Origin of the sequence: Pseudomonas sp. GM74 (assembly GCF_000282455.1) — a bacterium.
GTDB lineage: Bacteria > Pseudomonadota > Gammaproteobacteria > Pseudomonadales > Pseudomonadaceae > Aquipseudomonas.
Window position 1 is genome coordinate 1 of the sequence record NZ_AKJG01000015.1, and the last position, 26,879, is coordinate 26,879.

The 26,879-nt window shown below is 60.6% G+C and carries 18 protein-coding genes; 11 read left to right on the forward strand and 7 right to left on the reverse strand.

Translation table 11 applies throughout. The annotated features are described in order from the left end of the window. Positions 1 to 65 precede the first annotated feature (65 nt). Both PMI34_RS23165 and PMI34_RS23160 read left to right on the forward strand, forming a co-directional pair. A complete protein-coding gene (locus PMI34_RS23165) occupies positions 66 to 1,967 on the forward strand; it encodes a sensor histidine kinase (protein ID WP_008046846.1) in 1,902 nt (633 codons plus the stop codon). Next, a complete protein-coding gene (locus PMI34_RS23160; RefSeq protein WP_008046847.1) occupies positions 1,964 to 3,292 on the forward strand; it encodes a sigma-54-dependent transcriptional regulator in 1,329 nt (442 codons plus the stop codon). The genes PMI34_RS23165 and PMI34_RS23160 overlap by 4 nt, the downstream gene beginning before the upstream one ends. Before the next feature lie 182 nt (positions 3,293 to 3,474). On the opposite strand, the gene PMI34_RS23155 is transcribed toward PMI34_RS23160, so the two are convergent. Further along, the gene (locus PMI34_RS23155; RefSeq protein ID WP_008046848.1) at positions 3,475 to 4,509 is read right to left on the reverse strand and encodes an alpha/beta fold hydrolase; all 1,035 of its coding nucleotides are present in this window, start codon (positions 4,507 to 4,509) and stop codon (positions 3,475 to 3,477) included. A gap of 219 nt (positions 4,510 to 4,728) precedes the next feature. On the opposite strand from PMI34_RS23155, the gene PMI34_RS23150 reads away from it, so the two are divergent. Then, positions 4,729 to 9,966, forward strand: coding sequence for a dermonecrotic toxin domain-containing protein (locus PMI34_RS23150; RefSeq protein ID WP_008046849.1), 5,238 nt, complete (start codon positions 4,729 to 4,731; stop codon positions 9,964 to 9,966). Positions 9,967 to 10,083: 117 nt separating this feature from the next. After that, on the forward strand, positions 10,084 to 11,001 hold the full coding sequence (metR, locus tag PMI34_RS23145) for a transcriptional regulator MetR (protein ID WP_008000240.1): 918 nt from the start codon (positions 10,084 to 10,086) through the stop codon (positions 10,999 to 11,001). Between the two features lie 121 nt (positions 11,002 to 11,122). On the opposite strand, the gene PMI34_RS23140 is transcribed toward metR, so the two are convergent. The 4 genes from PMI34_RS23140 to PMI34_RS23125 are packed head-to-tail and all read right to left on the reverse strand — an operon-like array spanning position 11,123 to position 14,135. Continuing rightward, the gene (locus PMI34_RS23140) at positions 11,123 to 11,620 is read right to left on the reverse strand and encodes a GNAT family N-acetyltransferase (protein ID WP_008046850.1); all 498 of its coding nucleotides are present in this window, start codon (positions 11,618 to 11,620) and stop codon (positions 11,123 to 11,125) included. Between the two features lie 2 nt (positions 11,621 to 11,622). Beyond that, positions 11,623 to 12,261 (reverse strand): LysE family translocator, encoded by a 639-nt coding sequence (locus PMI34_RS23135; RefSeq protein ID WP_008046852.1) that lies wholly within the window; start codon positions 12,259 to 12,261, stop codon positions 11,623 to 11,625. Between the two features lie 23 nt (positions 12,262 to 12,284). Beyond that, positions 12,285 to 12,719, reverse strand: a complete 435-nt coding sequence (locus PMI34_RS23130) for an NUDIX hydrolase (protein ID WP_008046859.1) — start codon at positions 12,717 to 12,719, stop codon at positions 12,285 to 12,287. 57 nt (positions 12,720 to 12,776) lie between these two features. Then, positions 12,777 to 14,135, reverse strand: coding sequence for an HD domain-containing phosphohydrolase (locus tag PMI34_RS23125; RefSeq protein ID WP_008046861.1), 1,359 nt, complete (start codon positions 14,133 to 14,135; stop codon positions 12,777 to 12,779). 252 nt (positions 14,136 to 14,387) lie between these two features. Between PMI34_RS23125 and PMI34_RS23120 the strand changes: the two genes are divergently transcribed. The 5 genes from PMI34_RS23120 to PMI34_RS23100 are packed head-to-tail and all read left to right on the forward strand — an operon-like array spanning position 14,388 to position 22,726. Continuing rightward, positions 14,388 to 16,652 (forward strand): GGDEF/EAL domain-containing response regulator, encoded by a 2,265-nt coding sequence (locus tag PMI34_RS23120; protein ID WP_008046863.1) that lies wholly within the window; start codon positions 14,388 to 14,390, stop codon positions 16,650 to 16,652. Then, on the forward strand, positions 16,649 to 18,523 hold the full coding sequence (locus tag PMI34_RS23115) for a putative bifunctional diguanylate cyclase/phosphodiesterase (protein ID WP_008046865.1): 1,875 nt from the start codon (positions 16,649 to 16,651) through the stop codon (positions 18,521 to 18,523). Before PMI34_RS23120 ends, PMI34_RS23115 begins: the two co-directional genes overlap by 4 nt. Positions 18,524 to 18,570: 47 nt before the next feature. Continuing rightward, positions 18,571 to 19,524 (forward strand): cytochrome-c peroxidase, encoded by a 954-nt coding sequence (locus PMI34_RS23110; protein ID WP_008046868.1) that lies wholly within the window; start codon positions 18,571 to 18,573, stop codon positions 19,522 to 19,524. Then, complete coding sequence (locus PMI34_RS23105) at positions 19,521 to 21,335, forward strand: DAHL domain-containing protein (RefSeq protein WP_008046870.1); 1,815 nt, start codon at positions 19,521 to 19,523, stop codon at positions 21,333 to 21,335. The genes PMI34_RS23110 and PMI34_RS23105 overlap by 4 nt, the downstream gene beginning before the upstream one ends. Beyond that, positions 21,332 to 22,726 (forward strand): ATP-binding protein, encoded by a 1,395-nt coding sequence (locus PMI34_RS23100; RefSeq protein ID WP_008046872.1) that lies wholly within the window; start codon positions 21,332 to 21,334, stop codon positions 22,724 to 22,726. Before PMI34_RS23105 ends, PMI34_RS23100 begins: the two co-directional genes overlap by 4 nt. A 24-nt stretch (positions 22,727 to 22,750) precedes the next feature. Here the strand turns inward: PMI34_RS23100 and PMI34_RS23095 are convergent, their stop codons facing one another. Both PMI34_RS23095 and PMI34_RS23090 read right to left on the reverse strand, forming a co-directional pair. Beyond that, positions 22,751 to 24,076: an APC family permease gene (locus tag PMI34_RS23095; protein ID WP_008046874.1), complete on the reverse strand. Its 1,326-nt coding sequence runs from the start codon at positions 24,074 to 24,076 to the stop codon at positions 22,751 to 22,753. A gap of 239 nt (positions 24,077 to 24,315) precedes the next feature. Continuing rightward, positions 24,316 to 25,137: a carbon-nitrogen hydrolase family protein gene (locus PMI34_RS23090; RefSeq protein ID WP_008046876.1), complete on the reverse strand. Its 822-nt coding sequence runs from the start codon at positions 25,135 to 25,137 to the stop codon at positions 24,316 to 24,318. 124 nt (positions 25,138 to 25,261) lie between these two features. Here PMI34_RS23090 and PMI34_RS23085 point away from each other — a divergent pair, with 124 nt between their 5' ends. Next, positions 25,262 to 26,062, forward strand: a complete 801-nt coding sequence (locus PMI34_RS23085) for a helix-turn-helix transcriptional regulator (protein ID WP_008046878.1) — start codon at positions 25,262 to 25,264, stop codon at positions 26,060 to 26,062. Positions 26,063 to 26,227: 165 nt separating this feature from the next. Then, the coding region (locus PMI34_RS23080) for a glutamate synthase-related protein (protein WP_008046881.1) at positions 26,228 to 26,879 on the forward strand (652 nt) is incomplete at its 3' end.

Consider the following 26,879-nt stretch of genomic DNA (forward strand, 5'->3'; position numbering starts at 1 on the left):
CCGCTCCCACACTGGTTCAGTGGTGATCTTGAGATTTGCGTGGTGGTTGACCCAAGGCATCTGTGATGAAATGCGACCCCAATCTTTATCGCGCAGCGTCGCCATCACTCGCCGTGAAACCCCGTCTGGTTCGTCATTTGTTCCTGCCGCCGCTGATCATCGCCATGATGATCGGTCTGGGCTGTATCGGCTTCTGGATCAGTGAACACTACGGCATCCGCAGCCTCAGCGAAAACGGCCAGCGCCAGCTGGAACTGCACGCCCGCGCCGTCGAAAGCGAAATCAGCAAATACACCTACCTGCCCAGCCTGCTGGAGCTCGAAACCAGTGTTTCGCAGTTGCTGGCCGACCCGACCCCGGAACACCGGCAGACGGTCAACGATTACCTCGAAGGCCTGAACCGGCGCAGCCGCAGTCGGGCCATCTACGTGATGGACACCACCGGTCGCGTCATGGCCACCAGCAACTGGCGCGATGTCGACAGTTACCTGGGTGAAGACCTGTCCTTCCGCGCCTATTTCCAGAATGCCGTGCGCGGTCAGCCGGGGCGCTTCTACGGCATCGGCAGCACCAACGGCGAACCCGGTTACTACCTGGCCCATGGCCTGGAAGAACACGGCAAGATCATCGGCGTCGCCGTGGTCAAAGTCCGCCTGGAAGCCATGGAGGAACGCTGGCAACGGGCGCGCCTGGAAGCCTTTGTCAGCGACGAAAACGGCATCATCATTCTGTCCAGCGATCCGGCGCGGCGCTTGAAATCGGTGGTGCCGCTGAGCGAAGAAACCAAGGAAAAACTCGCCCGCAGCCTGCAGTACTACTGGTTTCCGCTCAATGAACTGCAGCCGCTGGCCCGGGAAACCCTGTCCGAAGGCGTGGAAAAACTCACGTTCCCGGCCAACAGCGAGCTGGTGTCCGACGATGAAAACATCAGCTACCTGGCGCAAACCCGGCCTCTAAGCGATACGCCGTGGAATTTCACCCTGCTCACGCCACTCCAGGATTTGCGCCGCGAAGCGATCAACCAGGGGATCCTCGTGGCGGTGGCGTTTGCCCTGCTGGCGTTCCTTTTGATCGCCTGGAACGAGCGACGCAAGGTGATCGCCACCCGCCTGGCGGCCCGGGAAGCCTTGCAGGAAGCCAACAATCAGCTGGAGCGTCGGATTACCGAACGCACCACCGACCTGCGCGCCAGCAACGAACGGCTCAAGGGCCAGATCCGTGAACGCCGCCTCGCCGAAGAGACCTTGCGCCGTGCCCAGGATGAACTGGTGCAGGCCGGAAAGCTCGCGGCCATTGGCCAGATGTCCACCAGCATCGCCCACGAACTGAACCAGCCGCTGGCGGCGCTGCGCACCTTGTCCGGCAATACCGTGCGCTTCCTCGAACGCGGCCAGCTCGACGTGGCCAGCACCAATCTCAAGACCATCAACGAACTGATCGACCGCATGGGCCGGATCACCGCCAGCCTGCGCTCGTTCGCCCGGCGCGGGGACGACAAGGGCCAGGCCTGCCTCGGCAAAGCGGTGGACGCGGCCTTGCAATTGCTCGGCGGCCGGGTGGAAAACATTCACCTGCAACTGCACCGTGATTTCACCGATGTGCAGGTGCAGATCGACCAGACCCGTCTGGAGCAGATTCTGGTCAACCTGATCGGCAACGCCCTGGACGCCATGCAAGCGCAACCGCAACCCGAGCTGTGGCTCGAAGGCGAAGCGTTCGATGGCAAATACCGCCTGCGGGTGCGTGACAACGGCCACGGCATCGACGCCGAAGCGCGCAAGCACCTGTTCGAGCCGTTCTTCACCACCAAACCCGGCGAACAGGGCCTGGGCCTTGGCCTGACCCTTTCCGCCAGCCTTGCCGCCGCCACCGGCGGTCACCTGGGTGTCGAGCACCCGGCCAGCGGTGGTACCGCATTCGTCCTCAGTTTACCGTTGGTAAGCCTCACTTCCGCCGAGCCAATATGAACAACGACCTTAGTGTATTGATCGTCGAAGACGACCCCCATGTGCTGCTCGGCTGCCAACAGGCGCTGACCCTGGAAGACATTCCCTGCATTGGCGTGGGCAGCGCCGAAGAAGCCCTGGAGCGGGTCGGCGACAACTTCGCCGGCATCGTCGTCAGCGACATCCGCCTGCCGGGCATCGATGGCCTGGAGTTGCTGACGCGACTCAAGGAGCGCGACCGCAGCCTGCCGGTGGTGCTGATCACCGGCCACGGCGACATCTCCATGGCCGTCGGCGCCATGCAAAAAGGCGCCTACGACTTCATGGAAAAGCCGTTCTCCCCCGAGCGCCTGGTGGATGTCGCCCGCCGCGCCCTGGAGCAACGCAGCCTGGCGCGGGAAGTCTCGTCGTTGCGTCGGCAGCTGGCCGAACGCGACTCCCTCGAAGGGCGGATCATCGGGCGCTCGCCGGCCATGCAGAACCTGCGGGAACTGATCGCCAACGTCGCCGATACCTCGGCCAACGTGCTGATCGAAGGCGAGACCGGCACCGGCAAGGAATTGGTCGCGCGTTGCCTGCATGATTTCAGTCGGCGGCACACCAAGCAGTTCGTCGCCTTGAACTGCGGTGGCCTGCCGGAAAACCTCTTCGAAAGTGAAATTTTCGGCCACGAAGCCAACGCCTTTACAGGTGCGGGCAAACGACGGATCGGCAAGATCGAGCATGCCGACGGCGGCACGCTGTTCCTCGACGAAGTGGAAAGCATGCCCCTGCCCTTGCAGATCAAACTGCTGCGGGTGTTGCAGGAACGCACCCTCGAACGCCTCGGTTCGAACCAGAGCGTAGCGGTGGATTGCCGCGTCATCGCGGCGACCAAATCCGACCTCGTCGAGTCGAGCAAGGCCGGCGAGTTCCGCAGCGACCTGTATTACCGCCTCAACGTGGTGACCCTGGAACTGCCACCGCTGCGCGAGCGCCGCGAGGACATCCTGCAACTGTTCGAACACTTTTTGCAGCAGTCGTCCCTGCGCTTCGACCGCGCGGTGCCGGAGCTGGACAACCAGACTGTTTCGAACCTGATGAGCCACGACTGGCCGGGCAACGTGCGTGAACTGCGCAACGTTGCCGAGCGCTTTGCCCTGGGCCTGCCGGCGTTCAAGAAAGCCGGTGCCGGCGGCGGCAATCAGGGCCTGGCCTTTGCCGAAGCGGTGGAAGCCTTCGAGCGCAACCTGCTCAGCGATGCCTTGCAACGCAGCGGCGGCAACCTGACCCAGGCCAGCCAGGAACTCGGCATGGCCAAGACCACGCTGTTCGACAAAGTGAAAAAGTACGGGCTAAGTCACTAGGGGGGTGGTGGCGGCCACTGCCGTGGTGACTGTCTGGCTACGCTTTCACGGATAGATGCATTCTCCTGTGGGAGCGGGCTTGCTCGCGAAGAGGGAGTATCAGTTGGCATTTGAGTTGACTGACACACCGCTTTCGTCGGATCGCCGCCCGGAGCAAGCCCGCTCCCACATTGGATGGGGGGTTACAGGAGATTGTGATCGGCCACAGGCTCGATCTGCGCCCAGTGCGAAGTGTCCTCGCGGTGCTCGCGCAAATACGGCAACACAGCCCCCAGCAACGGCGCCTTGAACGCCTCCTGGAAACGATGGGCCAGGCCCGGAATCAGGATCAACTGACTGCCACGCAGATGCGCCGCCAGGTGCACACCGTGCATCACCGGCAGCAGCGGGTCGGCCGTGCCATGCACCACCAGCGCCGGTACCCGCAACTGGTTGAGCAGCGCCACCCGGCTCGGCTCGGCGAGAATGGCCATGATCTGGCGTTTCACACCCTCTGGATTGAACGCCCGGTCATAGGACAGTGCCGCCTGATGCAGCAACGCCTGGCGATCATCGGTGACCATCGGGCTGCCCAGCGCGGCCAGCAGATCGGCCTGTTGCTCCAGCGCCACTTCGCGGTTCGGTGCGCCGCGCCGGGCCAACAACTGCACCAGCGCCGCACTCGGCGCCGGCAAGCCTTCAGCCCCGGAGCTGGTCATGATCAGGGTCAGGCTCTCGATTCGTTGCGGTGCCATGGCCGCCATATGCTGGGCGATCATCCCGCCCATGCTGGCGCCCAACACGTGGAATCGATCGATGTGCAAGGCGTCCATCAGTCCCAGGCCATCGTCGGCCATGTCGGTCAGCGAATACGGCGACGACACCGGCAACCCTAGCTTGTAGCGCAGCACTTCGAAGGTCAGGTTGGCTTCGGCCGGTGCTTGCCGCCAGGTCGACAGGCCGACATCGCGATTGTCATAGCGGATCACCCGGAAGCCCTGCTGGCACAGGGCGACCACCACCTCGTCCGGCCAGTGAATCAACTGCCCGCCCAGGCCCATCACCAGCAGCAAGGCCGGGTCCGACGCACGGCCGATGCTCTGGTACGCCAGGCTTACCTGGGCCAGATCCACCCGTTCGGTCGGAACATTGACGTCGCAACGCGCAGCCGCCAGGGACGGCAGGCCGAACAACAGCGCGGCCAGAAATATGATTCGTGAAAAGAATGCAGCACCCATGAAAAAACACCAAAACGCAGAACCCCAGTAGAGCGCGAGTCTGATGAAGTTTGTTCAAGCGCGCTGCCACAGTTCCATGACAGTTTGATGAAGAGCGCCGGGCGGTCGTCCGGCGAATACAACACGACACGCGATAACTATGTACCGCCCGCCCCCATAACACCTGACCTCTAATGGCCGCAACGCCGGCATGGCCCGGCCTTCTGGAGATCTGTCGTCATGCAAAACGAACCTGCGTACCAACCGGCCGATTTCGGCCTTGTCGCCCCTTTGGCACCGAACACCGAACAGAACCTGTTCCTGAGCGCCGCAACTCGCTGGAGTGATTGCCATGATCAATGGCTGGAACTCTTGGCACAGAGCCCGACATCAGTACTTGACGAGCACTGGTGGAGTGCCCGCGCACGCAACACGGCCCTTTCACGCCGGGCTCACGCAACCCGGCTGTATCAACAGCATTTCGAGACCTCGAGCCAGCTCGCATTCGCCCGGGGCGACCTCAGTAGCGAACAAATGAAGGACCTTCTGGCGATCATCGATCCAGCCAACGCAGAAGAACTGGTCGACGCCCGTCAGTTTCAGGTCAGCCGGCCAGCCTTGAAGGGAAGTGACGGCCGACGTGTCGAACTGTCGGGCGCAATGGTCATCGGTCTCGATTCCGCCCGACTGTACCCGCGGATGCTGTACTTGCCCTCAGCGCAAACTGCCTGGATGAGCTTTGCGGAACGCGTCGAAATGGAACGCTGGCTGATCGAACATCAGCCACAGCTTGCGGACCATCTCCGATTCGACACAGCCACTGTCAGCGTCGACTACACCGCTCTCAATAAACCCGTGTTGCAGAGCAGTGCCGAATTCCTGTGGTTGCAATTGGCCGTTGCGGCTGTGGACCGGCATCGACACAAAAGCGTTTTCTCACTGCCACCCGAACTGCCAATAACCGATGCGAGCGACAACATGGCGCCGTTCGGCCAGTTGAGTCCCGATATCCCGCTGGAGCTGCGCCACACCGCCCTGAGGCAACAACAGGCGGCACTGGAGAGCCTGCTCGGTACCGATTTCCAGAGTCCTCAACACGATCCGCGCCTGCAGCACTTACAACAGCAACTCGACACACTCGCCGCAGCCGAACAGGCCAGCACCGCCGCGGCAATGGCCCTGCTCGGCAGCCAAAATGCCCTGCACATGCTCGAACTGCGACACCAGCCGAGTCTGCACTACTCTGCCCTGTACCACGCGCGTCTGGACGGCCTGCGCGCCGAAGCCGATATTCAATTGAGCCTGAAGCAAATCAGCGCCGAAGAGCACCAACGGCTCACCATCGTGCTCGACGCCCCCGAACGAACGGAGGAACGCCCGGAGGTTGTGGTGGCCCGACTGACCCTCTCGGGGAGTGACAGCGAGGGCGGCAACACCATAATGCAAACCCATGAACTGGACGGTGTGCTGCTGTTTGCCCAACCGTCCGCGTTACAGCAGTCCGAGCCCCACAGCCTGTTGCTGTACTGGCCTGGGCGCTTCGGTGGCCTGCAACACTTTGCCTCGCGCCAGGACCTGGAACAGACGCTGTTCAAACGATCGGCCAACGACAGCAGCCTGTCGTTGCAGCTCTTGCCGCTAAGTCGCGATCCATTCGAATATGCATTGCAGAGTCAGCTCTACAACTGTGAACAACAGGCAGCACGACTGATTGCCGAGCATCCCGTTCCCGCCCATGCCAGCCAACGCGCAGTGGAGCTGGAAAAGCTGCGCGAGCAGACTCTCGCCCACCTGACCGTGCCAACGGCCGCGGCCCGGGAACTGGCTTACGCGCAGCTCGTCGAGCAAAACCGCGGCAGCATGCTGGCCAGCCAACTGCCGTCGTGGCACGGCGCACTCGCCGACGCGCAACGCGAGCGACTCAAGACGCTGTTCAAGTCCTACATCAAAGCCATGAAACGCTCCCATGCAATGCTTGAACGCGATCTGCCACCCCGGGAAGACTTCAGTCAAAAGGCCATCGACACCCATTTGCGCCGGACCTTCGGCCTCAAGCAAAACGTTCGGGTGCTGCTGGATGTGCCTGATTCCACCTCCTGGCGCAAAATCACCGTGGAAGGCGCTGCACTCGGGACGCCGCAGCAGAATGTACTGATCGGCAGTCAACAGCGCAGTAAACTGTCGCTGACCGAACTGGCGCAAAGCAATGTCGATCAAGCGATGTGGTGGCGGCTATCGTTGATGAACGTCGAGATCAGTGGTGCCGGCGAGGCCGAACGGCAAAAGCTCAAGGACGCCATCACCCAACCCTGGCTGCGAACGCTGGTCACCGAACTCGATCTGGCCGGGAAGTACGAAACGCTGATCCGCGAGACTTTCCTTGGCACCCCGACCGCATCGGCCTTCAGCAATGAACACCGACGCGAATGCCTGAGCGAACCCTGGTGCCTGATGCTCCGGTTGCAAGGCGAATTCGCCATGCTGAACAAGGACATCGATGCCGACGGTCAGCGTGTGCTCAATATCGCCATCGACGCCAACAGCCGCGAGGCTTACTCAATTGATGGCAAACGCATTGCGCTCCTGCCGGCGCACTTGAGCGTGGGTGGTGCCGATACTGACAAGCAAGGACCGAGCACCTTGAGTGGCGTCACCTTTATCGTGGAGCAAACCAGCGGTCTGACCCTGCTCTATCTGCCCGACAGTCCGGACAGCATCTTCGTGCGCCAGTACGACAGCCTTGAACGAGCACGCAAGGCCCTGTTCAACCTGTGCCTGCGCACCGGAATGGCGGATTACCTGGCCGGCCGCGCCGTGCACGGTGACGTGGCGCGGCATGTCAGCCGGATCAATCAGGCCCTGCTGAAAAACTTCGACGCGATGATCGGTATCGGCATGGCCTGGCCGGCGACCACTTCGCTGGCGGCCCATATGGTCAACACCCATATGGGGCGTCTGCTGGAAGCTCACCGGGCGACCTCGCGTTCCAACGATGCGTTGTACCTGGAGCAATGCGCACTGCAGTCCGGTGTCGTGTTCAATTACCTGAAGATGGCGATAGGCATGGTGCCGTTCGTGGGCAGTGCCGTTGCCTTGTATGACGCCTGGGGTAGCGCCAATCTGGCAGTGGCAGCGTTTCTGCGGGGCGAGGTCGGACATGGGCTGGCCGAGGTCGAAGCGGTGTTGCTGTCATTGATTGATGCCGCCATGGACGTTCTTCCCGGAACCAGTGCAGCGCCTGTGAATGTCCGCGGCATCACGCGCCAGCGTCAGCTTCGAAACGTCATGAAAAATGCCGGCGCTTTGCAGCTGCCAACCCGGCAGCAAGCCCGACGCACACTGGACCGCTTCAAAGGTTACGAATACGAGCACGACATTTCCCTTGCCGGCCTGCATCCGCAGACCCACGGTATCTACCGCAATGTCTATCGACATACCGATGGCGACTTCATGATCAGCCACGGACGCATCTATCGCATCGAACTGAGCACCAACCCCCTTCAGTGGCGATTGAGCGGCACGTCGACACGGTCTTATAAACAGCCCATTGCCCTGGATGACGCGGGCAACTGGAACACCCATTACGCGGTGTACGGCACTATCATCGAAGGAGGTGGTGCTGGCGGTGGCGCCGTACTCGGGCACATGGTCGACGGCCTGGATCCACTGTGGCCCGCCGCCATTCGCCGCTGGCTGCCGCGCTGGTTTACTGATCGCACCTTGCGTCGCCAGGTGACCCTGACCAACACCGCTGAGGCCTATGGGCGGCGTCTCGATGTCGAGGTCCGCAATACCAATAGTCTGCTGAACCATTATAGCGGTCTGGAGCGCAGCCAGCGTCAGGCCCATCGGGCGCGGCTCGATGCCGCCTGCCAAAACGATATCGAGATCGCCCAGAGCAATTACCAGACCCTTGAGCAACTCAAGCCGTTGAGTCATGGCAGCAAACACGCAGCGCTCGATTTCAATCAAAGCCGCTGTGCCTGGATCGTGGTCGAACGTTCGTTACATCGGATCGATTTGGCCAGGGACCGATTATTGCACCATCTGGACCAGATTGATCAGCTCGCGGCCCGTTCGGAGGCAACACCCGGCAGCAATATCGCGGCGCACCTGGACCTGATGGCGCAGCGCAAAATTGTTCGCAAAGACGTTCTCAAGCAGCTCGACCAGCAGCAAGCCATTGTCGAAGAGGCCAACAGCTGGAACGCTCGAATTTCCAACCGCGCGCATAAAGCGAACGCGGCCCCTCGCATGGCTAAACTGAATGACATGCTGAGCGACACCCATTACTACTATATGAAAACAACCCAATGCCTGGAAATCATCGCCCGTTATGAGACTGTCGACGATCTGTCCTGGTTTTACTTTCACACACAGTTCGCAACGGCTCGGGCCAAAATGGGGCGTACGCTTTACACCCAACACGAGCTTCCGCAAGTGAACCCCAGTGTGGCCAAGCACAACAAAACTCTCGAGGACTGCCTTACCACCTATGCAGAATTTCGACGCAACCTCCAAGCCTTGACCCTGGGCTATCCGCAGCACTTGGATCTGGAGCAGGTCACAATGTTTTTAGACAATCTGCAGCAGTTCGAAGACATTGCGCGCAACGCCATCAAGCGCCGGCCTCCCGTCACACCCGTCAAGGATCGCAGCAGCAAACAACTCTTCGAGACTGAAGACAACCAGCTGCTGATCGGGGTTGCCAGCACCGATACCGTCACCCGACAAAAGAGCTTCACCATCGAGGGTGTCAATGGCCACACGGAAACCTGGCTACCGCGCAACAACGGCAAATATCACTTGAGTGAATCACCAGGTTCGACACTGCCCGAACTTACAGGCGATGTCCGGGCATTGGTGACAGAAGCCAAGGCCAGACTGGGCGCCGCGGACGCTTACAAAAACAAAGTCGAAGGTTACGCACGGCAAAACATGCTGCCGATCGATCTGGAACAGATGATGAGCAGTGAAGCCGCCGAATTGAGCATCCGCGCCCACAACATAGAAAAGCTTTTGCCCACCGACCCGATCCTATTGCAATTACGAAATCGTTCGGATGCGTTTCTGCGAGCCGGGCGAACCCTGAGAATCGAGCAATCCCTGAACAGCAGGACACCCACCGAAGGATATCTGGATTATCTGCTTGAACAGCAAGTGGTGGACATTCGCAAGGAAGGAGGCTTGCGCGACCTGGGCAAACGCGCCGACGGACGACGGGATTTCCTGCAGGAATACGAAGTGCGCGACCTGCGCAGCGAACCTGCACAAACCCTGTGGTACGCCCACTTCCACTACACCTCGGCCAAGCCTCAGTTCAGCGACTTCGTCAAAGGCCACCTGAAACGGCCGGAACAACGCAACCTGGGCCTGCAATGGCAGAAGGACGTGGCCGCCAGTGGTGGTACGGTCGAGGCGATCTGGCGCGGCGACATCGGCAAGCCGCTGGGCAACAAGCACTTTTCCACGCTGTGAAGTCACAACGGCGGAGCACGCAATGTGCTCCGCCGTGCTAAGGGTCGACAGCGGCATCAACATGAGACAAACTCAATCTTTTCGATTTATCGACAAGTTTTACTCATGGAGCCCCCGGTGCTTGAAATCCGTCACCTCAAGACCCTGCACGCCTTGCGCGAAGCCGACAGCCTGGTGGATGCGGCCGATCGCCTGCATCTGACCCAGTCGGCCCTGTCTCACCAGTTCAAGGAGCTGGAAGAGCGAATGGGCATGCCGTTGTTCGTGCGCAAGACCAAACCGGTGCGTTTCACCAGCGCCGGTTTGCGCCTGCTGCAATTGGCCGACGCCACCTTGCCGCTGCTGCGCGCTGCCGAGCGTGACATCAGTCGCCTGGCCGGTGGTACCGCCGGGCGCCTGCACATGGCCATCGAATGCCACAGTTGCTTCCAGTGGCTGATGCCGACCATCGACCAGTTCCGCGACGCCTGGCCGGAAGTCGAGCTTGACCTGGCTTCGGGTTTTTCCTTCGCCCCACTGCCGGCCCTGGCCCGTGGCGACCTGGACCTGGTAGTAACCTCCGACCCGCTGGATCTGGCCGGGATCACCTATGTCCCGCTGTTCACTTATGAAGCGATGCTGGCGGTGGCCAACCAGCACCGACTGGCCGGCAAGGCCTACATCGTCCCCGAAGACCTGCTCCCGGAAACCCTGATCACCTACCCGGTGGAACGGGACCGACTGGACATCTTCACCCGCTTCCTCGAACCCGCCGACATCGAACCGGCCCAGGTCCGCACCTCGGAATTGACGGTAATGATGATGCAACTGGTGGCCAGCGGTCGCGGCGTGTGCGGCATGCCCCATTGGGCGCTGCATGAATACAGCTCGCGGGGTTACGTGAAAGGCAAGCGGCTGGGTGAGAAAGGTTTGTTCGCCACGCTGTATGCGGCAATCCGCGCCGACATGCTCGATGCGCCGTACATGCGCGACTTCTTGCTGACGGCCAAGGACACGTCGTTTTCGACGCTGGATGGGGTTAGTGCGGTTCGATAGGGCGACACACATCCCTGTGGGAGCGAGCTTGCTCGCGATGGCGGCGTGTCAGTCAATACAGGTGTTGAATGTCAGTCCGCCATCGCGAGCAAGCTCGCTCCCACAGTGTATTGCGGTGTTCTTAAAGTTCGCGCCACATGTGGATCTTGTCGAAGTAATCTTCCCCCACCCGCACGGCCATCGGTTCAAGCCCGAACTGGACGAAACCGCAACGCTGGTAGAGGTTGAACGCGGCATCGTTGCCGGCAGTGACGGTCAACTGGATCAGGCGCAAACCCGCATGGCTCTGCGCCTCGGCCAGTGCAGCCCGGACCAGTTGATAACCGAGCCCGCGCTGGCGGACCGTCGGTGATACATACATGCCAAACAGTGTCACCTTGTGCCGGGCCTTTTCCCGAGGCTCGAACGCGAGGCCGACGATGCCGGCCAAGTGCCCTTCTTCGAACGCCCCGAGCACCACGTCCAGCTTGCCGGTCAGGCGCGACTCCCACCAGCCCAGCGGCATCGCCGCCCGCTCGCGCACGCTCGAGGTGAAGGCCTGCGGATGCAGATCGTAGGCTTCGAGCATCAGCGCCCGGTAGTCCAGGGCATGGCTGGCATCCAGTCGTTCGATCCACATGCTCAAACCATCCGTTTTTGCTCAAGCATCAGCCGCAGCGCCAGCGCCGACAATACGAAGCCCATGAAATATCGCTGCATCGCCAGCCAGGTCGGGTTGTTGACGAACCACGAGGCGATGCCCGCGGCAAACATGGCGATCAACAGGTTGACGCAGAAACTCACGCTGATCTGGGTCAGGCCGAGGATGATGCTCTGGCTGAACACCGAACCGTGCTCCGGTGTGATGAACTGCGGAAACACCGACAGATAGAACACCGCGATTTTCGGGTTCAGAGCACTGGTCAGAAAGCCCATGGTGATCAGTTTGCGCGACGAGTCCGGGGGCAATTGCTGCGCCTCGAACGGCGAGCGCGCACCGGGCTTGATCGCCTGCCAGGCCAGCCACAACAGGTACAACGCACCGGCCCACTTCAACACCTCATAGGCCATCGGCACGGCCAGGAACACCGCGGTCAAACCAGCGGCGGCGGCAAACAGGTGCACGAAAAATCCCGCAACCACCCCAAGCAACGAAATCACCCCGGCCTTGCGACCCTGGCAGATCGAACGGGAGATAAGGTAGATCATGTTCGGCCCCGGCGTCAGTACCATCAGCAACGCGGCAGCAGCAAAAACAAGCAGGTCTTGAAGCGGGATCATGGGCGAAGTCCTTTGCGTGATGATCAGGCGATCGCGGTCAGCGATGCACGATAAAACGGCAGGATCAGGTCCCGTGTCAATGGCGCCAGGCTGACACCGCCGTCGGTGGCCGGGTCGATCCAGATCACTTCTTCTATCTCTGCCGCGGGCGTCACGTCGACATCGATGTGCAGCTGAAAAATCTCGGCGTGTACGACAAAGCCCGGCTCGTTGGCGGCCGGCGCCGAGAAGTGACCGAGGTAGACGGCCTGCGCCGGATCGATCTCCAGCCCCAGCTCTTCTTCCAACTCCCGGGCCAGCGCATGAACCGGCAACTCATGGGCCTCGATCTTGCCGCCCGGCTGCATGAACGCCGTGGTGCCGCGCTTGCGCACCAGCAACGTGCGGCCGTCAGGGCCGATCAACAGAGCGGCGGCGATATGGATAATGCGCGGTGAAACAGCGGATGCAGATGTCATGTGTCGGCCATGGACCCTGATGGAAATCACAAGGATCCCATGTCCGACCGTCCGTCGTCATGCCTTGGCCTGAAGCACCTGCGGCGTATCCTGCGGGACCTTCACGAAAATCCTGTACTTGCCGCCTTCCATCGCTTCGAAGGCGATCAGTTTTTCCACCAGCGGGTCGCTCAACACCTTGCCGGCATTGAGCAGGAGCATGCCGTTATCGGCGTTGAGATTGCGCGCCAGCACCATCCCGGCCGTCAGTTCCCGGGTGGTCAGGACCTTGACCTGCGGGTCGGCCAGGGTGATATCGCTCAGGAATGTGATGCATACCTTGATGAAATCTTCGAGCAGGTCAGGATCGTAAAGCCGTCCGGCGTACTGGCGCAGGTAGAGCAGCGCTTCGTCGCTGTTCATCTGTCGTTCGAGAATCAATCCTCGTTGCAACTCGACGAAGTCGACCGCCAGCTTCAGCAATCGCGATCCGAACGGAATGGCGTTGCCCTTGAGCCGGTCGGGGAAACCGCTGCCGTCCCAGCGTTCCTGATGGTGCAGGATCAACCGCGCCGCATCCTTCATCGGGTCCAGGGACATCAGCAGCGATTCGCTCTGCTTCGGATAACCACGATAGCGGTCGCAGTCAGTGTGCCTGAGCAGATCCGAAGGGGTGACCATCATGCTGTCGGACCAGCTCAGCTTGCCGATGTTGTACAGAGCGGCCGCCATGGTCAGGTCGCGGTTGGCGGCTTCGTCCAGCCCGTGTTCCATGCAGTAGCCGCGCACCAGTTCGATGACCTGCCGATTGGTCTGCTTGGCCGGTGGCAGGCGCAGGTTGGCCAGCAGCGAGAACACTTCAGTGCCGGTGACATAGCTGTGCTTGAGCTCCTCGTAAGCCAGGTCGAGCATGTCGGCGGTCTGCTGCAATTCGGCGGTGCGGGCGGCGACGTGTTTTTCCAGGGTGCTGTTGAGCAACTTGAGTTGGTCGTTCTGCACCCGGGTCAATTGTTCCAGGCGCTGGCGCTCACGCTCCGAATGCTGGTGGTCCAGGGCCTGGCGCAGGGTCAGGAGCATTTCGTCGTCATTCCAGGGTTTGCTGATGTAGCGGTGAATCCGCCCCTCGTTGATGGCCTTGATGATCGCCGACGGGTCGACGTGCCCGGTCAGCATGATCCGCGTGGTCTGCGGATAGAGCTGATGGACATGCGCCAGCAACGTGGCACCGTCCATATTGGGCATGCGTGCATCGCTCATCACCAGATCCACCGGCTGCTGCGCCATGATTTCCAGCGCCTGCGCGCCACTGCCGGCCAGCAGCACATCGTAGGGTTGGCCGCGCAACAGGCGGCGCAAACTGCTGAGGATCGATTCCTCGTCATCGACCAGCAACACCTTGGGTCGACGGGGCAAAGTCGGGGCAGACTGCTCTTCCATGGCATGGCCTCAAGTGAACCTTGAATGTGTCAGTTGGCACGGGCCTACGTCCTTTCTTGCCCTTGCTTGAGTGACAGGCTAGATGATTTTTCCGCCATGGACGCAAATCACCGCTTGAACCCGACAGGCAAAATGACGAACTGGCAACTATGCTCTGCACACTGGACGATACAACCGGCCTGTGCGCAGACGTGTGGAGGGGAAAAGGATGCTCCCGATGTTGAACCCGTGTACCCCGGCGGGTGCCGATCAATGAATATCCGGCCGCCGCAAATCAATCGCCGCATACTCATTGTCGACGACACCGCGTCGATTCATGCCGATTTCGCCAAAATTCTCAGCCCCGGCATTGCCGAGGACGACAGCCTGGGACAAACCGAAAACCTCCTGTTCGGCACCCTGTCCCCCACGCAGACCCAACACTTTGAACTGGACTCGGCGTTCCAGGGCCGCGAAGCCCTGGACAAGCTCGAAGCCGCCCTGGCGAACGATCGCCCCTACGCCATGGCTTTCATCGACATGCGCATGCCGCCTGGCTGGGATGGCCTGGAGACCATCGAACGGTTATGGCAGGTCGACCCCAAATTGCAGGTGGCGCTGTGCACCGCCTACTCCGACTACTCCTGGGAGGACATCGACCAACGGCTGGCGCTCAATGACCGCCTGCTGATTCTGAAGAAACCCTTCGACGCCATCGAGATACGCCAGATGGCCAGCGCACTCACGGTCAAATGGCAGATGACCGAAGATGCCGCGCTCAAGATGAACCTGCTGGAACAAGCGGTCCAGGAACGTACCCGGGAACTGTCCGACGCCAATATCATCGTGCAGAACAGCCCGACCATCCTTTACCGGTTGCGTGGCGAGCCGTCGTTTCCGCTGATGTACATTTCCCATAACATCACCCGCTACGGACACGTCGCCGCCGATCTGGTGAGCTCGGCCAACTGGGCTCAGCAGTTGATCCACCCGGAAGACCAGGCCAGTGTCGATGCGGCCATGGCCCGGGTGCTGGACCGCCATGCGCTGGGCGCCTCGATTGAATTTCGCCTGCGCACCGGCCAGGGTGCATGGCGCTGGGTGGAGAACCGCTACATTCCCGTACGCGACCATGACGGTCGCCTGCTGGAAGTCGAGGGGATCATTCTCGACATTACCGAACGCCGGCTGGCCGAAGAAAAAATGGCCCTGCTCGCCCGCACGGACGGGCTCACCGGCCTGGCCAACCGCGCCACCCTGATCGAACGCCTGCATCAGGCCTTTGCTGCCGCACGTCGAGGCGCAGAGGCATTCGCGGTATTTTATCTGGACCTTGATCACTTCAAGCGGATCAACGACACCCTCGGCCACCCGGTGGGTGATCTGCTGTTACAGGAAGTGGCCCGGCGCATCAAATCCGGCGTGCGGGAAAACGATGTGGTGGCACGCCTGGGCGGGGACGAGTTCGCGATCCTGCAACTGGACGTCAGCGACCCGACCCAGTCCGCCGCCATGGCAGCCAATATCCGCGATGCGCTGCTGACGCCGTACAACCTCGCCGGCAATGCCCTGCATATTTCAGTCAGCATCGGCATCAGTAGCTACGGCGTCGCCTGTCTCGACGCCGACAGCCTGCTGAGCCAGGCGGACATGGCGCTGTACCGCTCCAAGGAAATGGGCCGCAACCAATATCACTTCCACTCGCAGGAAATCACTCAGGAGGTGGCCGAGCGCATGACCATCGCCAATGACTTGATGACGGCCATCGAGCGCGATGAACTGGCTCTGCATTACGTTCCGGAAGTGGATATGCACAGCGGCAGGATCCTGGGCATGGAAGCGCAAGTGCGCTGGTGCCATCCCCAGCGCGGCGAACTGCAGGCGTCGGCTTTCGTGCCCGCAGCGGAAAAGACCGGTGCCATCATCCCTCTCGGACGCTGGGTGCTGAACCAGGCCTGCCGGCAAATGAGCCTGTGGCGCAACGAGGGAATGGCGCCCCCCGTGATGGCGATCAAACTGTCCCTGGCGCAGCTAAAGAGTGGTCCGGAACTCATTTACGACGTGCTGCGCACCACTGCGCGATGGGAACTCGCCCCCTGGGACCTGCGTTTCGACGTGACCGAAGCGACTCTGGCGCAAACCAAGTGGACCCAAAACGATGTACTGCCACGGCTGCGGGAGCTGGGGGTAAAGATCGCCATCGATGATTTCGGTACCGAATATTCATCATTCGACTACCTGAAAACCTACCGGGTCAATCACCTGAAGCTCAACCAATCCTTTATCGACGGCGCGACCCAGGATGCGGCTGGCGCCAACAGCCTGCGGGCAATCGTCAACTTCGCCCGGGACCTGGGTATCGGCATCATTACCGAAGGCGTCCAGCCGTCGGATCGGCCCCAAACGCCAGAGTCAGCCGCCCCGCTATCAAGCGCACAAGGCCTCTACTTCAGCGAGGCCGTGAATCCTGAACAAGCGGCCCGATTGCTCAAGGATGGGAGCATCGCTCCTCCGTCCCCCAGGGAGGATGAGGGATGAAAACACTTTCCCCCCAGACCAACCGACGTATTCTCATCATCGACGATGCACCGGCGATCCATGCCGATTTTCGCAAGATCCTCACCCCGAGTACCAGCGACGAGGTGGATCCGGACAGTCTCGAACACTCACTGTTCGGGACTCGGCAGTCACTGCGTCTCACCTTCCAGATCGACTCCGCCTATCAGGGCAAGGAAGCCCTGGAGCTGGTCGAACGTGCATTGGCCGATAGCCGCCCCTATGCCCTGGTATTTATCGACATGCGTATGCCGCCCGGCTGGGACGGCCTGGAAACCATTGAACACCTGTGGAATGCCGACCCGAACCTGCAAATTGCCTTGTGCACCGCCTATACCGACTACAGCTGGGAAGCCATGGCCGAACGACTGGAGTTCGGTGACCAGTTGCTGATTCTGAAAAAACCTTTCGATACCCTGGAAATCCGCCAGATGGCCAATGCCCTGACCTGGAAATGGCAGCTGGCACAGGACGCGGCGCTGAAGTTGTTGAGCCTTGAGCAGACCATCGAGGCGCGGGTACACGAACTGCTCAAGGTATCGCACCTGCTGCAGTACGACGCCCTTACAGGGTTGCCCAACAGCACATTGCTGGGTGATCGCCTGAGCCAGTCGCTGGCCACTTGCCGACGCCATGACAAGCATCTGGTGGTGATGTTTCTCGGGCTGGACCGGTTCAAGCGCATCAACAACGCTCTGGGCCACCCGGCCGGGGACGAAATGCTCAAACGGGTCGGGCAACAACTGCTCAAGTACGTGCGAGAGTCCGACTCGGTCTTTCGCTATGGCGCCGACGAATTCGTGGTGATCCTCAGCGACATCAACCACCCCCAGCAGACCCGCGGCATCGCCGAAAAACTGCTGAGTGCCGTGCGCAGCCCACAGTCGATCGCCGGCCAGGAGATCAGCATCACCGCCAGCCTGGGCATCAGCGTTTACCCCGATGACGGGTTCGAGGCCATTGACCTGATCAAAAAAGCCGAATCCGCCATGCGCCACATCAAGGAAAGCGGTCCGAACGACATCGGTTTCTTCATCGAAGCCATGAACCAGCGTGCCCGGGAGCAGCAGAGTATCGAATCGGGTATTCGTCAGGCCTTGCAAAGGCACGAATTCATCCTGCACTACCAACCGAAAATCGAACTGCGCAGCGGACGGGTGGTCGGTGCCGAGGCGCTGGTGCGCTGGCAAAAACCGGGGCATGGCTGGGTCTACCCTTGCGAATTCATCCCCGTGGCCGAAGACAGCGGCCTGATCGTGCCACTGAGCAAGTGGGTATTGGCCCAAGCCTGTCGCCAGACACGACTCTGGCAAGCGGCCGGACTGCCGGCGATCCGCATGTCAGTCAACACATCGGCCATCGACTTTCGTCAACGTGATTTCGTCGAAGGCGTCAAACAGATACTCGAACAGACGGGAATGCCCCCCTGCCTGCTGGAACTGGAGATTACCGAAAGTGTACTGATGCAGAACGTCGAGGCGACCATGACCGCGCTGAACCGGCTGAAGACGCTGGGAGTGCGGCTGGCCATCGATGACTTCGGCACCGGTTATTCCAGCTTGAGCTATCTACGCCGGTTCCCCATCGATGTGCTGAAAATCGATCAGTCGTTCATTCGTGGCTTGAGCAATGACACCAACGATGCCGCCCTGGTCAGCGCGATCATCAGCCTGGGCAAGAGCCTCGATCTGAATGTCATCGCCGAAGGCGTCGAGACCGAGGAGCAACTGGCGTTTCTCAAGGCCCATCAATGTGAGGAAGGCCAAGGTTACTACTTTAGCAAGGCCCTGCCGGCAGACGCGTTTGCGCAGCTGCTGGCCGTTGGCTGGGCAGAACAGCGAGACGACTCATGAACAGGCAGAAACGACAGTCCGCAGGTAAATCAGCGAGACGATGGCCCATGTCCCTTGTCCCCCACTCCCTTGCGATCCTGCTTTACGGGCTCAGTGCAATCGCCGGCGCCGCGCCGCTGGACGAACCGCTCAAACCGTTGCCCGAGATACCGAAACAGAACCCCGGTCAGGTAGAACTCGGTCGCAGGCTCTTCAGTGATCCGCGCCTGTCGGTCAACAACACCCTGTCCTGCGCCAGTTGTCATCAACTGGACAAGAGCGGAGCTGACACCCGCGCACTTTCCCTCGGCTTCGATGGACAACCGGTATCGATCAACACGCCGACGGTGTTCAACGCCAGCCTCAACTTTCGCCAATTCTGGGACGGCCGCGTCGAAACGCTCGAGGCGCAAAGCAACGTCGTCATTACCAGTCCCCACGAAATGGGCAGCGACTGGAACACCATCGTCCAGCGGATCAACGAGGATGCAGACTACCGCGCAGGCTTCAGCGCGGCGTACCCGAATGCAGTGACCAAGGCCAATATACAGAGCGCCCTGGCCGCCTACGAGCGCACCCTGCTGACGCCCGGATCCCGTTTCGATCAATACCTGCTGGGGGATACGGACATCCTGACCCTGGAGGAAAAATACGGCTATCAGCGCTTCAAGGATTACGGCTGCATCGCCTGTCATCAGGGCGTGAACATCGGTGGCAACATGTTCCAGAAATTCGGGGTGTTCGGTGATTACATCGCCGATCGCGGCAACCCGACCGCCACCGACCAGGGACGGTTCAACGTTACCGGTGACGAAGCGGACCGCTCGGTGTTCAAGGTCCCGAGCCTGCGCAACGTCGCGCTGACCGCCCCCTACTTTCACGACGGCTCGGCGCCCACCCTCGAAAGAGCCGTGGATGTCATGTTCCAGTATCAGTTGGGGCGCATGCCGAGCGCTGAAGACAAAGCGCTGATCGTGAAGTTTCTCAAGACCCTGACCGGCGAATGGAAGGGTAAGCCATGATAAAGCTGTCACGCCGCTTCAGCCTGCTGTTACTCGGACTCGTCGCCGTGCTCCTGGCCTCGATCCTGATATTTCTATACTTCAAATCCAACTCGGAACAGACCGTGACCTACTCGGAATCCCGGGATCTGATCCGCCGGATCAAACAGCAGGACGCGCAGTGGGAAAACGAGATCCTCAAATCCCGGGTGGCGATTTCGCATAACTACGACCCTCTGGTTTCGCCAATGAACGAGATGAATCGGTTATGGGAGCGCTTCGACACCATGGAGTCAGGTCATGGGCGCAACGACTCACGGCAATGGAACGATGCCCACGAGGCTTTTCTGCAGGCGATGCAGGAAAAGACCCGCCTGGTGGAGCAGTTCAAGTCGCACAACGCCTTGCTGCGCAACTCGCTGGCCTTCCTGCCCACCGCCGAGGACGACATCCAGGCACAACTGGCCGACCTGCCTGACCTCGACAAGCTGCAAGTGCAAAACATCGCCACCGATACCTATGACCTGTTGCTCAGTGCCCTGGAGTTCGCCCAGGTCACCTCCACCGACAAAGCCGCCGACATTCAGGTGGGGCTGAGCAAACTGGCGGTGAACGCACAACGCTTGCCTGGGGAGTTTCATACCTCGATCCGGATCCTCAGCAATCACGTCGCCCTGATCCTGCGCGAGCAGCCGCTTGTCAACGCTTTGCTCGAAGACATCGAGGCGGTTCCCGTGGCGCATCGTCTGGACGACATCACCAATATGCTCAACCAGGATCAGCAACGGGCCGAGAAAGTCGACAAACAGTACCATTTCTACCTGCTGGTGTTTTCCGGCCTGCTGGTGTTGCTGCTGATGTGGCTGGCATTTCGCCTGATCCGTAGCTTCGCCGAGATCAACCGGGTCAACAGCGCTCTGCAAACCGCCAACGACGTGCTCGAACAGCGGGTCGAGGAACGTACCCGCGAGCTCAGGAATGCCCAGAGCGAACTGCTCGCCACCGCACGCCAGGCCGGCATGGCCGAAATCGCGACCAACGTGCTGCACAACGTCGGCAACGTGCTCAATAGCGTGAACATCTCTGCCGACCTGATTGCGCGAAAGCTTCGCAGCAGCAAGACCCTCGGACTGGGCAAGGCAATGCAACTGATCAACGGCCATCCGGACGACCTTGGCCATTTCCTGACCGAGGACGACAAAGGCAAACTACTGCCCGGTTATCTCAATCAACTGGTCGGCGCCATCGCCCAGGAACAGCAGGAGATGGCCGACGAACTGGGGCAGATGAGCAAGAGCGTCGACCACATCAAGGACATCGTTGCCACCCAGCAATCCTATGCCGGCGCCAACAGCATCACCGAACCGCTGTACATCAGCGAACTGCTCGAAGACGCCCTGCGCATGAATGCCGGCGCGCTGACCCGGCATCACGTCACGGTGATCAAGGAATACAGCGAGGTGCCTCAGGTGATGGGGGACAAGCACCGCTTGCTGCTGATCCTGATCAACCTGATCAGCAATGCCAAGTACGCAATGTCCGACCTCAACAACCGCTCAAGGGAAATGACCCTCGGTGTGCGAATCGTCGACGACACTTTCCTGGAAATCAGCGTCAGGGACGATGGCGAAGGTATCGCACCGGAAAACATGACGCGGATCTTTGCCCACGGTTTCACCACCCGCAAGGAAGGACATGGTTTCGGCCTGCACAGCTGCGCGCTGGCGGCCATTGAGATGAATGGCCACCTCACCGCCCACAGTGACGGCCCGGGCCTGGGCGCGTTGTTTACCTTGCAGATACCGCTGATCACCGTAACGGAGAACGCATGAGTGAGCTCTCGAACCGCCGCATTCTGTTGATCGACGACATGCCGTCGATCCACGACGACTTTCGCAAGATTCTCGCCCCGCCCCAGGCTCACTCGGCAGAACTCGACGAGATGGAGGCCGCACTGTTTGGCGAACAGGCCCAACCCGAGCGCCCGATGTTCGAACTGGATTCGGCCTATGGTGGCGAAGAAGGCCTGGGCAAACTCAACCGCGCGCTGCAGGAACAACGCCCCTACGCGCTGGCGTTTGTCGATATGCGAATGCCCGACGGCTGGGACGGGGCAAAAACCATCGAACACTTGTGGCAGCAGGATCCGCAACTACAGGTAGTGGTCTGCACCGCCTATTCCGATTATTCCTGGGACGATCTGCTCAATCGTCTGAATGCCCATGACCGGCTGCTGATCCTGAAGAAACCGTTCGACAACATCGAAGTCCAGCAGATGGCCAACACCTTGCTGACCAAATGGGAAATGACCGAACGGGCCTCGCTGCAGATGCATCACCTGGAACACCTGGTGGATCAGCGCACCGCCCAGTTCAAGCAGGCCAGCGAGGCTTTGCAGCGGGAAATCGACGAGCGCAAGCAACTGGAAAGCCAGTTGGTGCAATCGGAAAAGCTCGCTTCGCTGGGCCAACTGGCGGCCGGTGTCGCGCATGAAATCAACAATCCGATCGGCTTCATCTCCTCCAACCTTGGCACCCTGGACGGTTACTTTCAGCAATTGCTGACCATGCTCGACGCCTATCACAGCGCTGAACAGGTCCTGGCGGGCAGCCAGACAGCGCTGCAACTGGAACACATGCGCGAGCAGATCGAACTTGAATATCTGCGCGAGGACGTGCCGCTGTTGATCAAGGAGTCGAAGGAGGGAATCAGCCGGGTCGGGCAGATCGTCAGGGACCTGAAAGACTTCTCCCGGATCGACAACAATCAGGAATGGCAATGGGCCAATCTACAACAGGGCATCGAGTCGACACTGAACATCGTCGCCAGCGAACTCAAGTACAAGGCCGATGTGGTCAAGGACTACCAGGCGCTACCGGAAATCGAGTGCCTACCCTCGCAAATCAACCAGGTCATCATGAACCTCGTGGTCAACGCCGCGCAGGCCATGGGCCCCGAACGCGGCACCATCACCCTTCGCACCGGGACAGAGGGCGAGACGGCGTGGATCGAAATCGCCGATACAGGATCAGGCATCGCGCCCGACACCCTGCAAAAAATCTTCGATCCGTTTTTCACCACTAAACCGGTGGGCCAAGGGACAGGGCTGGGCCTGTCCCTGTCCTATGGCATTGTGAAAAAACACGGTGGCGATATTTCGGTGAGCAGCGAGCCGGGGAGCGGGACGACGTTTCGCGTACAACTCCCGCTACGCCAGACCTGACCTGACCGGCAGCCTGATGACGTCTCAGAGCGCTTCCTGGAAGTCCATCTCCGGCGGCTGCCGACGGAAGCCGCCGGTCAACACCGCCAGATACACCACGCCGATCGCCAGCCAGCTCAACCCCAGATAAACCGCCAGGTGATCGAGGCTGACCATCAGCCACAAATCCGCCGCCAGGCCGATGAACGGGAACAGCAGGAACAGCACGAATTCGCGCGGGCCTTTTTTCTCGCCTCCGATCCAGTAATGGAAGATCACCGACAGATTGACCAGGCTGAAGGCCAGGAATGCGCCGAAGTTGATGAACGAGGTCGAGGTGGTGACATCCAGTTTCAGTGCCAGCAACGCCACCACCGCGCACAGCAGGATGCTGTTGATCGGCGTGCCGAAGCGTTCGTGCAAGGTGCCGAAAAAACCTTTCGGCAACACGCCGTCGCGGCCCATGGCGTATAGCAGCCGAGATCCGCTGGCCTGGGCTGACAGCCCCGAGGCGAACTGGCCGACGATCAGGCCGATCAGGAAGATCGACACGAACAGGTCGCCACCGATGTTGCGGGCAATTTCATAGGCCGCCGAGTCGACGCTGTCGAACTGGAACGACGGATGGGCGATTTGCACGAAGTACGACACACCGACAAAAATCAGCCCGCCGATCAGGGTGATCAGCATGATCGCCCGGGGAATGGTGCGGCGCGGATCGCGGGTTTCTTCGGTCAGGGTGCTGACCGCGTCGAAGCCCAGGAACGAGTAGCAGGCGATGGCCGCGCCGCTCATGATCAGCGGCATTTGCATGTCGCCATTGAAGAACGGCTTGATCGACCACAACGGCGTGCTCGCATCACCGCCGACGTAATGCACGCACAGCGCGACGAAGGCGATCAGCACCAGGAACTGCACCAGCATCAGCAAGGCGTTGATGCCATTGGCCAGTTTCAGGCCGACGATGTTGATCGCGCTGGTGATGCCGATGAACGCCAGTACCCAAACCCACTGCGGCACCGCCGGGAAAGCGGAGTTGAGGTAGGCCGCGCCGATCAGCCAGATCGCCATGGGCAGGAACAGGTAATCGAGCAGCACCGCCCAACCGGCGATGAACCCGAGTTTCGGGCTGATGGCCTTGCGCACATAGCTGTAGGCCGAGCCGGCCACCGGAAACGCCGAGGCCATGCGCCCGTAGCTCATGGCGGTGAAGAACATCGCCACCAGCGCCGCGAGGTACGCGGCCGGCACCATGCCGGCGGTGGATTGAGCGAGGATGCCAAAGGTGCCGAGCACAATGATCGGCGTCATGTAGGCGATGCCAAACAGCACCACCGACCCCAGTGACAGGGTGCGTTGCAAACGAGCCATGAGCGACTACTCCGGATTTTATTGGATTTATGGCAGAGCCGAGTTCGGCGCAAATTACGGGTGTTGCGTTGTTGTTCTTGGGTAATTGGTCAAACAGGTGTGTCGTCTGTCAGGGCCTCTTCGCGAGCAAGCCCGCTCCCACAGGATTTGTGTCGTTCACAAAATCTGAATTCACAAAGAATCCCTGTGGGAGCGGGCTTGCCCGCGAAGGCGTCAGTCAAGCCAACACAGAACCCGGATCAGCGCGCAGGAATCAGCAGCTCGCGCAACCCGCAGGCCCGCTCAACCACTTCCCCCGGCAACCTCAGCCGCTGATCATCCAGATAGCGGTAATCCTGGCGCGCCGCCGTCAGCTGGTTCAGGTCCAGTTCGACCGCAAACTGCCCTTCCTCGCGTCCGGCTTCGAACAAAAGGGTGCCCAGCGGATCGACCAATGCGCTGCCGCCGGCAAACAGCAAGCCACCGTCACCCTCTTCCACCCGGTTGACCATCAGCGCAAACGCCTGGTTTTCCTGGGCGCGGGCCATGATCGCGGTGCGGTGGGTCGGGCCGTACGGGTCCATGTTGCCGTTGGTGACAATCAACAGTTCGGCTCCCAGTTGCGCCAGGGCGCGTGCGCTTTCGGGGAATTCGATGTCGTAGCAAATCAGCAGGCCCACGCGTACGCCGTTCCACAGGCAGGTGGCGTAGCGATCGCCTGCCTCGTAGACACCACGATCCGAGGCCCACAGGTGAGTCTTGCGGTACTTCAGCGCGATGCCTTCAGGGGTGATCAGCAGCGTGGTGTTGTAGAAGCGGCCGTTGTCGTTCTCGGCCATGCCGATGGCCACGGAGATATTGCGCTGGCGGGCGGCGGCGACCACCGCACTGACGGACGGGCCATCCAGTGCCTCGGCCACCTCGGCCACGGACTCGGCCGAAGGGAAGCCCATCAAGTGGCCTTCGGGGAACAGGATCAGCTGCGTATCGGCAGCGCACGCAGCCATCGCCGCCAGGGTGCGTTCGAGGTTGTAGGCCGTGTCGTTGTCACGGCCTGCCAATTGGGCGAGTTCGACCTTCATGGGTATTCCTTGTCATGGGCCGGGCGGCAGAAAGATTGCCCGGTCGGTGTCTGTGCGCCAGTATGCGCAGCAAGCAACCGGGCGGGGAATTACGCCGCTGGGGTAACACGATAGGGGTAGATGCATGACACTCTCGTTGGACGACATCGCCTGGCACCGCTCGGTGGGGCAACTGATCGACGCCCTGGACAAGCCCAATTTCTGGACCCAGCTTGTACGCCTGCTGGACCAGTACGTACCCTTCGACAGCTGGGTGGCGCTGCTTTTCAGTGCCGATCAGCACCCGCAGGTATTCGCCGAATGCCCAGGCGTTGACGGCAGCCCCGACCAGTTGTTCCAGGATTACCTGCGCGGCCTGTACCTGCTCGATCCCTTCTACATCGCCTGCCGCGAGCAGTCGCGCACCGGGCTGTATCGCTTGTCGGAAGTGGCCCCGGAGCACTTCGAGCTGACCGAGTATTACCAGCGCTACTTTCGTCTGAATGTGGTGGCCGACGAAATCCAGTTCAATTGTCAGCTCGAAGGCGACCGCACACTGTGCCTGTCCCTGGGCAGCAAGCAGCGCTTCAGCGGCCAGCAGATCGCCTTGCTGTCGTTGATCCAGCCATGGGTGCTCGGATTGTTACGCCAGCGTCTACCCTATGAAATCAACGAAGTCGTGGCCCTGGCCCCCACCCCGCCGCAAGCCGACTGGCGGGTACAGCTGGAAGCCTCGGTGCAGCAACTCAAAGGCGCGCAGTTGACAGCCCGGGAGCTGGATGTCGGGCGTTTGATGCTCAGCGGTTGTTCCAGTAAAGAAATCGCCCGTAAGCTGGAAATCTCGGTCGAAACCGTGAAAGTCCACAAGAAACACATGTACAGCAAGCTGGGGATCAAATCCCAGTCCGAGCTGTTTTCGATTTTTCTCCAGGCACAAAATGCCTGAACGTCCTGTGGAGCGCTTTGCTTGTATGTGGGAGCGGGCTTGCTCGCGAAAGCGGTGTGTCAGTCAACAAAAATGCTGGATATGACTGCGTCTTCGCGAGCAAGCCCGCTCCCACAGTGTTTTGTGTTTAGCCAAATTTATTGAGTCCGAACCCAAGGAAACCGTATGAGCCTGTCACTCCTGAGCCGCTACGCCTTCTTTGCCGTCTGCGTGATATTCACCCTCGCCAGCCTGCCTTTTCTTGACTATGACTGGCTCTGGCCAATTACCGCCGTCACCGCTGTCCTCAGCCTGATCGGCCTGTTCGATCTGCTGCAAAGCCCACACGCGGTGCGGCGTAATTACCCGATCCTCGGCAATATCCGCTACCTGGTCGAAGGCATCCGCCCGGAAATCCGCCAGTACCTGCTCGAATCCGACAGCGACGCCCTGCCCTTCTCCCGGGCCCAGCGTTCGCTGGTCTATTCCCGGGCCAAGAATGAAACCGCCGACAAACCCTTCGGCACACTGATCGACGTGTACCAGTCGGGTTTCGAATTCATCGGCCACTCCATGCGCCCGGCACCGTTGAGCGACCCGAGCAGTTTCCGCGTCACCGTCGGCGGCCCGCAGTGCACCCAGCCGTATTCGGCGTCGGTGTTCAATATCTCGGCCATGAGTTTCGGCTCCCTCAGCGCCAACGCCATCCGCGCGCTGAACCAGGGCGCCAGGCTCGGCAACTTCGCCCATGACACCGGCGAAGGCAGCATCAGCCCCTATCACCGGGAAAACGGTGGCGACCTGACCTGGGAGCTGGGCAGCGGCTACTTCGGCTGGG

Coding starts and splice junctions, on each gene's coding strand:
- PMI34_RS23135 (WP_008046852.1), bottom strand. CDS start 12,261: ATGATCCCGCTTCAAGACCTGCTTGTTTTTGCTGCTGCCGCGTTGCTG.
- PMI34_RS23120 (WP_008046863.1), top strand. CDS start 14,388: ATGAATATCCGGCCGCCGCAAATCAATCGCCGCATACTCATTGTCGAC.
- PMI34_RS23140 (WP_008046850.1), bottom strand. CDS start 11,620: ATGTGGATCGAACGACTGGATGCCAGCCATGCCCTGGACTACCGGGCG.
- PMI34_RS23105 (WP_008046870.1), top strand. CDS start 19,521: ATGATAAAGCTGTCACGCCGCTTCAGCCTGCTGTTACTCGGACTCGTC.
- PMI34_RS23160 (WP_008046847.1), top strand. CDS start 1,964: ATGAACAACGACCTTAGTGTATTGATCGTCGAAGACGACCCCCATGTG.
- PMI34_RS23165 (WP_008046846.1), top strand. CDS start 66: ATGAAATGCGACCCCAATCTTTATCGCGCAGCGTCGCCATCACTCGCC.
- PMI34_RS23115 (WP_008046865.1), top strand. CDS start 16,649: ATGAAAACACTTTCCCCCCAGACCAACCGACGTATTCTCATCATCGAC.
- PMI34_RS23125 (WP_008046861.1), bottom strand. CDS start 14,135: ATGGAAGAGCAGTCTGCCCCGACTTTGCCCCGTCGACCCAAGGTGTTG.
- PMI34_RS23095 (WP_008046874.1), bottom strand. CDS start 24,076: ATGGCTCGTTTGCAACGCACCCTGTCACTGGGGTCGGTGGTGCTGTTT.
- PMI34_RS23150 (WP_008046849.1), top strand. CDS start 4,729: ATGCAAAACGAACCTGCGTACCAACCGGCCGATTTCGGCCTTGTCGCC.
- PMI34_RS23085 (WP_008046878.1), top strand. CDS start 25,262: ATGACACTCTCGTTGGACGACATCGCCTGGCACCGCTCGGTGGGGCAA.
- PMI34_RS23090 (WP_008046876.1), bottom strand. CDS start 25,137: ATGAAGGTCGAACTCGCCCAATTGGCAGGCCGTGACAACGACACGGCC.
- PMI34_RS23110 (WP_008046868.1), top strand. CDS start 18,571: ATGTCCCTTGTCCCCCACTCCCTTGCGATCCTGCTTTACGGGCTCAGT.
- PMI34_RS23130 (WP_008046859.1), bottom strand. CDS start 12,719: ATGACATCTGCATCCGCTGTTTCACCGCGCATTATCCATATCGCCGCC.
- PMI34_RS23100 (WP_008046872.1), top strand. CDS start 21,332: ATGAGTGAGCTCTCGAACCGCCGCATTCTGTTGATCGACGACATGCCG.
- PMI34_RS23155 (WP_008046848.1), bottom strand. CDS start 4,509: ATGGGTGCTGCATTCTTTTCACGAATCATATTTCTGGCCGCGCTGTTG.